This window comes from Acidobacteriota bacterium (assembly GCA_040752675.1).
Taxonomy (GTDB): Bacteria; Acidobacteriota; Polarisedimenticolia; order JBFMGF01; family JBFMGF01; genus JBFMGF01.
The window spans coordinates 24,432-35,064 of record JBFMGF010000025.1; the positions used below are offsets into that span (position 1 = coordinate 24,432).

Below are 10,633 nucleotides of genomic sequence, written 5' to 3' on the forward strand. Positions count from 1 at the left end.
GGAAAAGAATCAGTAGATTTTTGCAGGCATTTTTAGTATTATTTTTTAGATTTTTGCCAGGATGGGCGGAAACAGCTAGTCAAACTTCATCGACTGAAAAGCCAGAGAAATTTTAAGAAGGGAGCATGTGGAGAACGATAAAGACAGTCTATGAGAGGGATCCGGCAGCCAGGAACATCCTCGAGATTCTCTTTGCCTATCCAGGAATCCATGCCCTGTTCTTTCACAGAATCGCTCATTTCCTGCATGCAAGGTTGCATATTCCTGTCATCCCCCGATTGATATCTCAATTCTCGCGGTTTGTTACGGGGATCGAGATCCACCCCGGAGCGAAGATAGGAAAGGGGTTCTTCATCGATCATGGAATGGGAGTCGTCATAGGGGAGACAGCAATCATTGAAGATGACGTTACGCTCTACCAGGGGGTGACGATCGGCGGAACCGGTCATGAAAAGGGGAAAAGGCACCCTACCTTGAAGAGAGGAGTCGTCGTGGGGACGGGCGCCAAGATCCTCGGAAACATCACAATCGGCGAGAATGTCAAAGTTGGCGCTGGCTCCGTAGTCGTAGCATCGGTTCCCGATAACAGCACCGTCGTGGGAGTTCCGGCTAAGGTCGTCAATCAAAACGGTCAGAAGATCCATGTAAAACTTCTTGACCATGCCGATCTCATTGATCCTCTCATGGAAAAGATCAAGGAGCTGGAGGAGAGGATCATTGACCTCGAGAAGAATACCGGCAGAAGCAAATGAATTCCCATCGCATGATGGGAGGTGGAAAAGGAGTGTTAATGTATGAAAGAGCTTCTCAATGCAAGGAATCTGGATTATATCGAACAGGCAAAGGAAGTTGCGGACAAGTATATAAGGCCCGTCGCCACAGAGCTTGACCGTGAGCAGAGATATCCCTGGTCCGTCATTGAAGCACTGAAGAAAGCCAACCTCATGGGAATATGGGTTCCCGCAGAGTACGGAGGTCAGGGAGCCGGTCTCCTTAATCTATGTCTCGTCATTGAAGAGATATCCAAAGCATGTGGCGGCGTTGGTGTGGCCTATGCCGTTAACGCTCTGGGATCCTTTCCCATCATCCTCGGGGGAACGGAGGAACAGAAGAAGAGATGGCTTCCCTATGTGGCCTCCGGGGAGAAGCTCGTTGCATTCGGGTTGTCGGAGATTGAATCGGGAAGTGATGCGGCCAGCATGAAGACGCAGGCAAGAAGGGAGAATGGCCATTATGTCCTGAATGGAGTAAAGAAGTGGAACACGAACGGCGGTATTGCCGATCTCTACACAGTTTATTGTATCACAGATCCCACTAAGGGCACCCGCGGCAGCAGCGCGCTCATCGTCGAGAAGGGGATGGAGGGGTTCATCTTCGGAAAGGAAGAGGACAAGATGGGCATTCGCTGTGTTGCTGTGAGAGAGCTCGAATTCAAGAACTGCAAGGTCTCAGCAGAGAATCTGTTGGGGGGAAGGGAAGGAAGAGGTTTTGCCAATGCCATGGCGACGCTCGACAGGGCTCGTCCCGGCGTTGCTGCCCAGGCGGTTGGTCTTGCGCAGGGAGCGTTCGATCTGGCGATGGAATATGCAAAGAAGAGAAAACAATTCGGACAGTCACTCACAGCCTTCCAGGGGATTCAGTGGATGTTTGCCGAGATGGCGACACAGATCGAAGCAGCGAGACAACTCGTTTACTCCGTGGCGAGGGCAGCCGATGCCGGTGCGAAAAGCATCTCCAAAGCATCCGCAATGGCCAAGCTCTTCGCAACCGATACGGCGATGAAGGTCACGACGGACTGCGTACAGATCTTTGGCGGATATGGTTACATGAAGGACTATCCTATCGAGAAATACATGCGGGATGCCAAGATCACCCAGATTTACGAAGGAACGAATCAGATTCAACGCATCGTCATTGCCAGGAATCTACTCCGTGAATATGCAGCCGCCGAATAAATAACTTCTCATAGGGAGGGAAAGAATGGATATCTTTGATTTTGCCCTGCAGATGGAAAGGGATGGAGAGGAGTATTACCGTGATCTTGCACAGAGATGCAATGAAGCAGGGTTGAGGAGCATTCTGAACATGCTGGCCAACGATGAGGCGAAGCATTACGGTATCATTCAGGAGATGAAACGGGGTCGGGGGTCGGGAATGGCAGAAACAGAAGTGTTGGTGAACGCGAAGAATATTTTTGCCAGGATGAAGGAGGAGGGTGCCACTTCCTATCTGAAGATCTCTCATGGAGAGCTCTATGAGAAGGCGAAAGAAATTGAGCGTGTGAGCCAGGAATTTTATACTGAGAAGGCGGAAAAAGTGCTCGAGGAGCATCAGAAAGAGATCTTTTTGCAGCTTGCCGAGGAAGAAAAGCAACATCTCGTTCTTCTCGAAAATATCATCGAATTCATCTCACGACCCCGCCAGTGGATAGAAAATGCCGAATTCCACCATCTCGACGAATATTAGAAGTGGATTGATTCTGCCCATTCCTTCAAGTATATTCAGGTTAAAAGAATAACGTTGTTCAAAAAGGAAATGCCTTGTCCGTATCGATGTTTGTCAACCTTGTAGAACCAGGAGGAGGGGCTATGAAAGTGTTGTCATCCTTAACAATCGCCCTTTTGCTTTCGATTTCTTTCTGGATAATTCATTCTCCATCCATAGCGCAGCTCGTGGAGCAGGAGGAGATTCTTGCCATCAGCTATACGGAATCTTCTTCAGGCCTCTCCTATCCGGAATGGGAGGAGGGAAGAACCGAGCTTGAGATGGAGGATCTGGATGGAGATGGGAAGGTGGACATCGTCTCCATCGGCGACCACGGTAATCCTTTAATCAACAGTGAGGAGCAGGGAATCATGGTCTGGTTTGGCGATGGCAGGGGGAGCTGGAGCAACTACATGATGGGTGACCTCGGCTATGGTGGCATTGCTCTGGGGGATGTCAACAACGATGGGAAGATGGATGTTGGATATGGCATGCATCATGATTACAGCGGTAATGATCTTGGGGATCAAATCTTCGAAGTGGCCCTGGGTGATGGAACGGGAAGGAACTGGACTCCCTGGGATGATGGTCTGGCAACCAATGGCGAGACGTGGGGAATGTTCAACACAGATTTTGCGGATATTGATAATGATGGTGACCTTGATGTGGGTTCGGTCTCCTTCGGATGCTGCAATGGAGTCCATGTCTATATCAATCGCCAAAACGGGACATGGGTACAAAGCTTTGGGCCTGGAGGCGGCAATTCAAGCATGCAGTTTTATTTCGGGGACGTGAATGGAGATGGCAATGCCGATATTGCCACTTCCGAGGAATATGGTACTGTCTATCTTGGGAATGGCTATGGAGGCTTTGCGCTTGCCGATGGAAATCTTCCACCTCTCCCTGCCTCTGAAGTAAGAGGAGGGGCTCATATCGGCGATGTGAATAATGATGGATGCCAGGACCTGTCCTATGTTAATTCTCAGGGAGGCATTGAAGTCTGGAGATGGAATGGGGCCAATACCTGGGTAGATGCGAGCGGCACTTTGCCTGATACGGGGACTTATGATGCCACTCAGCTCTATGACATGAACGTTGATGGCAATATGGACCTGGCAGCCTTTGCGACAGGCAAAGTGACGGTCTGGGGAGGGAATGGTTCAGGGGGCTGGTCACTCCTCACGGAATTCACCATACCCAGGAGCGGGACTCATTCTGCTTTCAGAGCAGGTGCCGATGCAGACCACAACGGTTTTCCCGATATCGCCCTTGTTGATAAGGAGCCGATCTCGCTCTTCAATTACCAGAATTACCTTCGTTTCTACAAAGAAGCTTCAAGTCCTTCCTCCCTTTCCATCAAATCTATCTCTCCCCGCGGTAAAGAGAGATTCATCAAGGATTCCGTGCGCTTCATCGATTGGGTTTCCTCAGTTCCTTCCGGACAGAGCTTTGGCACGGTCAAGCTTGAGCTTTCCACGGATGGCTCATCAGGGCCGTGGACCATCATCGCCGACAATCTTCCAAACAATGGACGGTATCAGTGGACGGTGGCTTCCGATAAGTACTCCACGAACTCCTTCATACGATACACGGTGACGAATAGCAACGGAACATCAAGCAGTGTCACTCCAGTTGCCTTTGGAATCGTACCAGAAGAGCTGATCCGGGTTACCTTTCCGAACAAAGAGACAATTCAGTGGGAGGACTATAGCCCCACCTGTGGCGGAGGAAATAGTAATTACAATCTCTATCGAAGTGACTGGAATCACTTCCTCCAATCAGGGGAGTACACCCAGGACCCGGGAGTGGTTCCCAATGCGGCTCGATTCTGTGATATTCCAGGTCCTTCGCTCACCGACTCCTTTGTTCCCCCTCCAGCGGAATTGGTCTTTTATCTTGTCAGCGGTAACAGGGGAGGTACGGAAGGCTCTCTTGGAAGAGATTCCAGCGGAGCGGAACGACCGAATGCGCACCCCTGCCCTTAGCTTTCCCTCTTTCCTTACTCTTTGAGAAAACTTTTTGCATGATATAAAATCAACTTTCCATCATATCTTTATGGCGGATGGTAGGGATTTTTAAAATTGAAAGCTGGCGAAGAGTACAAAAAGATGAACAATAGGGCAGACAGAACAAACCGATTGCCATTTGGTGATCGCCAGGAGTTTCTTTCTGTTATTTCAGAGCTCTTCTCTGAGGCAGGGAAGGGAAGCATCGTCCTGGTGTCTGGAATCAGCATGAAGCCCATTCTTCTCGATGGTGAATCCCTGCTCATCAATCATGAACAAAAAGATTTGAGAATAGGCGATATCGGCGTTTTTAACAGAAATGGGATGCTGATGGTCCATCGCGTTCTGTTCAGAAAGAGATCCAATGATGGCCTCATTTATAGGACTAAAGGGGATTGGATGCTCTACGTTGATCCATCCCTGAAATCAGACTGCGTGGTTGGCAAAGTTTCCGCCTTCACGCGAAAAAACAGATCTTACAGACTTGACATGATGGGTTCTCGAATCTATGCCATCATCATGGTCCTCTATTCCTTCTCCATCGCCATTGATGGAAAAGCAGGCAACCTCCTCGATCAATTTGTAAATCTTCTGAGGGGTTTATCAAAGGGGGAAGAGAAAAAAGAGATTCGTTTCTTCAGGAATATGATCAACAGGACCGATCGATTCTTGCAATTGATCTTTCATGGAATCTTCTTTCGCCTGTTTCATAGAGCGAGTAATCAAGATCTGCGCACTTTCATTGGCACCACATGATTTCAAGATTATTAACAGTACTAAAAGATTATCAAGCTAAACCTTCAACCCCAAATTATTCAAAAGCAGCATCGACTGGTCCTGTCCTCGGCAGCGCTCCATCCGTCCTCGCTCCACCCATCCCCCGGTGGGCCCCTTCCGCTGCGGGCGGATGGTTGCGCTTAGCCTCGGCCACCCGCGATGCAAGATCTTAAAAAGTTTTAAAAAGGTTTGATAAATACAGTTAAGGAGAGAATTCTATGGTTTTGATTGATTTCAGTATCTACCCAATTGGAAAGGGCGAATCGTTGAGCAGATATGTTTCGAGAGCGGTTGATATCATTGCAAGGAGCAAGCTGTCCTACAAGGTCGGTCCTATGGGAACGACGATTGAGGGAGCTTGGGATGACCTATTTGGTGTGGTGAAAAAGTGCTTCAATGAGATGAAGAAGGATTGCCATCGGATAGACTTCCATATCAAGGGAGATTACAGGAAGGGAAGGAGAGGGGCCATTCAAACGAAAGTTCAATCCGTTGAGAAGAGGCTTCGTCAGCCCATCAAAAAATAAAAAGCTTGCCTCACAGACTCGATTGGTCGCTCAAACATGCGCGCTCTTTCCAACTGCAGCTCTTAAGATTCCAGAGATTTATGAATGCTGTAAGCGTGTGAAGTTGAGCAGGCCGCCGGCCATAATGATGTCGGCCTGCCTCGGTGTCAGGTTGTGCACCACCGTAAATGTTGTTCCTTTGGTGAGATTCTTGACTGTAATTTCTGGGCTTGATTTAAGATTGTTCAGGAGGTTCTCGATCTCCAAATGATCTCCCTGATCAATCTGATCATAGATGGATGGATCTTTAAAGGTCATGGGAATGATTCCAAAGTTGATCAGGTTGGCGGTGTGAATCCTTTCAAGAGATTTGGCGATGACTCCCTTGACTCCAAGATACATCGGGCAAATAGCAGCATGTTCCCTTGAGGAACCCTGACCGTATGACAATCCTCCGACAAGGAAACCACCATTTTTTGCCTTTGCCCGTTCGGCAAAGGTGGGGTCCACTCCTTCGAAAACAAATTGAGCGTATTTGGGAACATTGGAGCGGTATTTCAGCCTGGCTCCAGCCGGCATAATATGGTCTGTCGTGATCTTGTCTCCGACTTTCAAAAGAACTTCCCCTACGATCTTATCTGCCAGTGGAGCCTTCCTGGGTGGATCGCCAATGTTGGGTCCACGATAGATTTTCACCTCTTCCGGCTTATTAGAGGGAGGAACAATCATGCTGTCATCGATGAAGCACTCCTTTGGGATGGCCATTCTTGGAGGCCTCTTTCCGAGTTTCCGCGGATCGGTCATCATGCCATAGATAGCGCAGGCAGCGGCTGTCTCGGGACTCACGAGATAAACCCTGGCGCTCTTTGTTCCGCTTCTTCCCTCAAAGTTTCTATTAATGGTTCTGACGCTTACGGCATCTGTCCTCGGAGCCTGGCTGTTGCCAATACAGAACCCACAGGCCGATTCCATGATTCTTGCCCCTGCAGAAATCAGATCGTAGAGAGCCCCATTCTTTGTGATCATTTGAAGAACTTGACGAGAGCCTGGCGCAATGATCAGGCTGACATGAGGAGGAACCGTTTTACCTTTGAGAATTTTAGCAACCGTCATCAAATCTTTGTAAGAGGAGTTCGTGCAGGAGCCGATGCCAACCTGATCCACTTGTAATCCCTCAATCTCTGTGACTTTCACCACATTATCAGGAGAGTGCGGTTGAGCAACCATCGGCTCAATCTTTGAAAGATTAATCTCAATCACTTCATCATAGACAGCATCGGGGTCAGCCTCCAGAGGCATCCAGACATTCTCCCTCTTCTGGGCGCGGAGAAATTCCCTCGTAATTTCATCACTTGGAAAGAGAGATGTCGTAACACCGAGCTCGGCCCCCATGTTCGTGATAGTGGCTCTTTCAGGAACGGAGAGCGTCTTGACACCTTCGCCGCCGTACTCGATAACCTTTCCGACATTCCCTTTCGTGGTGAGCTGCCTCAGTAGCTCAAGGATGACATCCTTTGCTGAGACCCAGGCTTTGAGCCTTCCGGACAATTTTACAAGGACGATGCGCGGCATGGTGAGATAAAATGGGCCGCCTCCCATAGCAACAGCAACATCGATACCTCCTGCGCCTATTGCGAACATTCCGATCCCGCCGGCTGTCGGTGTGTGGCTGTCGGAAGCGATCAACGTATCGCCTGGGACTCCAAAACGCTCCAGGTGCACCTGATGGCAAACCCCGTTTCCGGCTCTCGAATAATGGATGCCATACTTCGCGGCGACCGTCATGAGGTATAGATGATCATCCGCATTCTCGAAGCCGTCCTGAATTGTGTTATGATCTACGTAACTCACGGAGAGCTTTGTCTTGATCTTCGGGATCCCCATCGCCTCGAACTGGAGATAGGCCATCGTCCCGGTTGCATCCTGCGTGAAGGTTTGATCCATTCTGATAGCAATCTCCTTGCCCGGGACCATCTCTCCTGAAACGAGACGCCTCTCAATGATCTTCTGCGTAATATTTTTCCCCATGATTCCTTCTCCTCATGATAATGATTATTAATCTTCCTGCCATCATTTGACGAGAAGTTCACCGTTCTTCATAACGAGCTTTCCGTCAATCTCAAGCGTAGGTTTCAGGAGAATCCCATCCACATGGAGGGGAACATTCACTTTTCCTCCCATTGACATATTGTTGCCGAAGGCGATGTGCACTGTCCCCATGACTTTTTCATCTTCAAGAATGCTCCCTATGAGCTTTGCCTTGTCGTTGGTTCCAACGCCGAGCTCTGCCACATTGTATGCATTCTCTCCGAGGGGCTTCATCATCTTTTTCAACTGGCTGGCTTCCCTGCCACCATCTATCTTCGTAGCGAATCCTTTTTTCACCTTAATCACGATCGGCTCCTTCACAAGTCCGATCCCGGCCATCGCCCCGTCGATGACGATACAACCGTTCGCCGTTCCCTCTACGGGAGCCAGAAACGCCTCGCCAGCAGGCAGGTTCCCGTAATCCCCCTTCTTGAAGAACTGTCCTGTGTCCGCTTTTGCCATTCGGCCTTTGATGGACATCGTTATATCCGTTCCTGTTGGGGTAAAGACCCTTGCCATTTTTCCTGCCGAGAGAACCTTTGCTACCTTCTGGCTCCTCTTCGCAATAGTCGTAAAATCTGCATTAAGAGCACGAAGCATCGTGTTCATCTTGATTCCCGGGAGCGTTCCCCCTCTTGCACCTGCCTCACATGCTTCCCTCCTTGCCTTTGTGTGTGTGAGAGATTTTGATGTGGGAGCAAGAAACAGATCGAATCTCTTCCACATCTCTGCAACCTTAGGTGGAGGTTCATCACCATTCCTTTCTCTGGGGGTTATCTCAACCATCACAGGTTCCACCCCAAGCTCTGTTGCTGCTTTAAATATAGCCTGTCCAATAAGTCTCAACGGTTCATCCGTGATCACAATCAGGCTCTCCCCCTTCTTCGGAGCCAGGCATTTGATGGCGATTCTGGCAGCGCTCATTAGCTTCCTGTCCATTCGAACCTCCCTTAGAAAATTTTTTTTGGTTGCAGATTTATGAAACTTAATACTAATAAATTTCTTTCATGATTTCAAATGGAAATATAGTACAGGAGTAATCCCTCAGTTATAGGCAGAAGAAATTCTTAAAGCGATCTTAGCTATTCAGGATCAGAAACTGATAAGCTAATTTCGCGACTTTGTTGAGCATCCTTCCAACAGAGCAGTATTTGTCCTTGGAAAGATTCATGGCTCTCTCGACTTCGGCTTCTTTGAGATTTTTCCCTTTTAGAGTGTAGAGAACTTTTATATTCGTAAAGACTTTCGGGTGCTCTTCCGCTCGTTCGGCTTCGAGCTTGATCTCGAAGGATTCAATCTCTTTTCGCATCTTCTTCAGAATGCTTATGACATCCATGGCGGTGCATCCACCGAGCGCAAGAAGTACAAGCTCCATGGGTCTTGGTCCCTGATTGCTCCCGCCCACTTCGGGGGCAGCGTCCATGATGATGGTATGTCCGGATGTTGAATAAGCCTCAAACTTCATTCCTTCCCGCCATTTGATCGTTCCTTTCATAAATACCTCCTGAAATTATGATCGAAAAATCAGGCCATCAATTCCAATAGATGTGCTTCCACTGATGATCCCAGAGCAATGAGATCGTAGCCTCCTTCGAGCACCGACACGATCCTGTCATTGCAATGAACCTGAGAGACTCGTTTAAGGAATTCTGTCATCCGCGCATAGGATTCTTCCGTCAGAGAAGTATTCGAGAGGGGGTCGTTCGCATGGGCATCGAAACCAGCCGAGATCAATATGAAGTCTGGCTTGAAATCATGGAGGGCCGGAATGATCCTATGTTCGAAGACCTTCAGGTAAAGCTCTTCTCCGCTTCCAGCGGGCATCGGGAAATTCAGCGTGTATCCCTCTCCAGCTCCCTTTCCTTTCTCCAGATGGCTTCCCGTGCCAGGGTAATGGGGATACTGATGGAGACTGACGTAGAGGACCATCGGATCCTCGTAAAAGCTGTTCTGCGTGCCGTTACCATGATGAACGTCCCAGTCGATGATTGCAATCTTCTTTAATTGGTGTTCATCCTGTAAGTATTTTGCACCGATGGCGACGTTGTTAAAGAGGCAGAACCCCATCGCCCGATCCCGTTCGGCATGATGACCGGGTGGACGAACAGCACAGAAGGCATTTTTCGCAATTCCTTTCATGACAGCGTCAATGGCGGCAAGGACACCACCCACGGCAAGAAGGGCAATATCGCAAGATTCCAGGCAGACTGCCGTATCGGCAAAATCGAGCACTTTCGCCCCCGTTGCGCAGCTCTCTTTTACATATTCCAGGTATTTGAGGGTATGTATCTTCAATATCCATTTCTCATCTGCCTTTTCGGGTTTTATATGCAAGAGTCTCTCCCATGTTCCAGTCTTCTTAAGGTGTTCGACGATGGCAGCAAGCCGGCGTTCGCTCTCCAGATGGAGAGCTCCCGTGTCATGCCTTAAATATTCTTCATGGTAGATAAATGCAGTTCGACTCTCTCTGACCATTCCTTTTGCCTCTCTGTCCGCAAAAATAAGCCTCTTTATCTTGTCGAAAGTATAGCAAAGTGGCCTGCGAATCAAAATATATAATGTCGAAAGCTGTTGACTTTTTTTTGAGAGGGGTGTTAATATTCAAAAACCTTTATGGTAGGCAAGGTAAGCGTTGAAAATAAAAATGGTTCTTTCTTGATTTGGAGGTGACTAATGGCAGCAGGTGAGTTCAAACCATATGTTCCACCGGAAATGTCCATGAGTGAGTTCACGTTGAAGGCGTTGCTGGTCGGACTCGTGATGTGCGTCGTC

The 10,633-nt window shown here is 48.8% G+C and carries 10 protein-coding genes; 6 read left to right on the forward strand and 4 right to left on the reverse strand.

Annotation, left to right across the window (positions count from 1 at the left end; translation table 11 throughout):
- The first annotated feature begins 125 nt into the window (after positions 1 to 125).
- The 6 genes from cysE (at position 126) to AB1756_02650 (ending at position 5,794) form a co-directional block, all read left to right on the forward strand.
- Entirely contained in the window at positions 126 to 752 is a 627-nt protein-coding gene (gene cysE / locus AB1756_02625; protein ID MEW5806233.1) for a serine O-acetyltransferase, read from the forward strand.
- Between the two features lie 42 nt (positions 753 to 794).
- Positions 795 to 1,955, forward strand: a complete 1,161-nt coding sequence (locus tag AB1756_02630; protein MEW5806234.1) for an acyl-CoA dehydrogenase family protein — start codon at positions 795 to 797, stop codon at positions 1,953 to 1,955.
- A 25-nt stretch (positions 1,956 to 1,980) separates the two neighbouring features.
- Positions 1,981 to 2,466 (forward strand): ferritin family protein, encoded by a 486-nt coding sequence (locus AB1756_02635; protein MEW5806235.1) that lies wholly within the window; start codon positions 1,981 to 1,983, stop codon positions 2,464 to 2,466.
- 122 nt (positions 2,467 to 2,588) lie between these two features.
- Complete coding sequence (locus AB1756_02640) at positions 2,589 to 4,469, forward strand: VCBS repeat-containing protein (protein ID MEW5806236.1); 1,881 nt, start codon at positions 2,589 to 2,591, stop codon at positions 4,467 to 4,469.
- A gap of 123 nt (positions 4,470 to 4,592) precedes the next feature.
- Positions 4,593 to 5,246: a S24/S26 family peptidase gene (locus AB1756_02645; protein ID MEW5806237.1), complete on the forward strand. Its 654-nt coding sequence runs from the start codon at positions 4,593 to 4,595 to the stop codon at positions 5,244 to 5,246.
- A 239-nt stretch (positions 5,247 to 5,485) separates the two neighbouring features.
- Positions 5,486 to 5,794: an MTH1187 family thiamine-binding protein gene (locus AB1756_02650; protein ID MEW5806238.1), complete on the forward strand. Its 309-nt coding sequence runs from the start codon at positions 5,486 to 5,488 to the stop codon at positions 5,792 to 5,794.
- Between the two features lie 78 nt (positions 5,795 to 5,872).
- Here AB1756_02650 and AB1756_02655 read toward each other — a convergent pair whose 3' ends face one another.
- The 4 genes from AB1756_02655 to AB1756_02670 form a co-directional block, all read right to left on the reverse strand.
- On the reverse strand, positions 5,873 to 7,801 hold the full coding sequence (locus AB1756_02655; protein MEW5806239.1) for an aconitate hydratase: 1,929 nt from the start codon (positions 7,799 to 7,801) through the stop codon (positions 5,873 to 5,875).
- Between the two features lie 42 nt (positions 7,802 to 7,843).
- On the reverse strand, positions 7,844 to 8,800 hold the full coding sequence (locus AB1756_02660) for an aminopeptidase (protein ID MEW5806240.1): 957 nt from the start codon (positions 8,798 to 8,800) through the stop codon (positions 7,844 to 7,846).
- Positions 8,801 to 8,939: 139 nt separating this feature from the next.
- Entirely contained in the window at positions 8,940 to 9,356 is a 417-nt protein-coding gene (locus AB1756_02665) for an OsmC family protein (GenBank protein ID MEW5806241.1), read from the reverse strand.
- A gap of 29 nt (positions 9,357 to 9,385) precedes the next feature.
- Positions 9,386 to 10,336, reverse strand: a complete 951-nt coding sequence (locus tag AB1756_02670) for a histone deacetylase (protein MEW5806242.1) — start codon at positions 10,334 to 10,336, stop codon at positions 9,386 to 9,388.
- Positions 10,337 to 10,633: the final 297 nt, after the last annotated feature.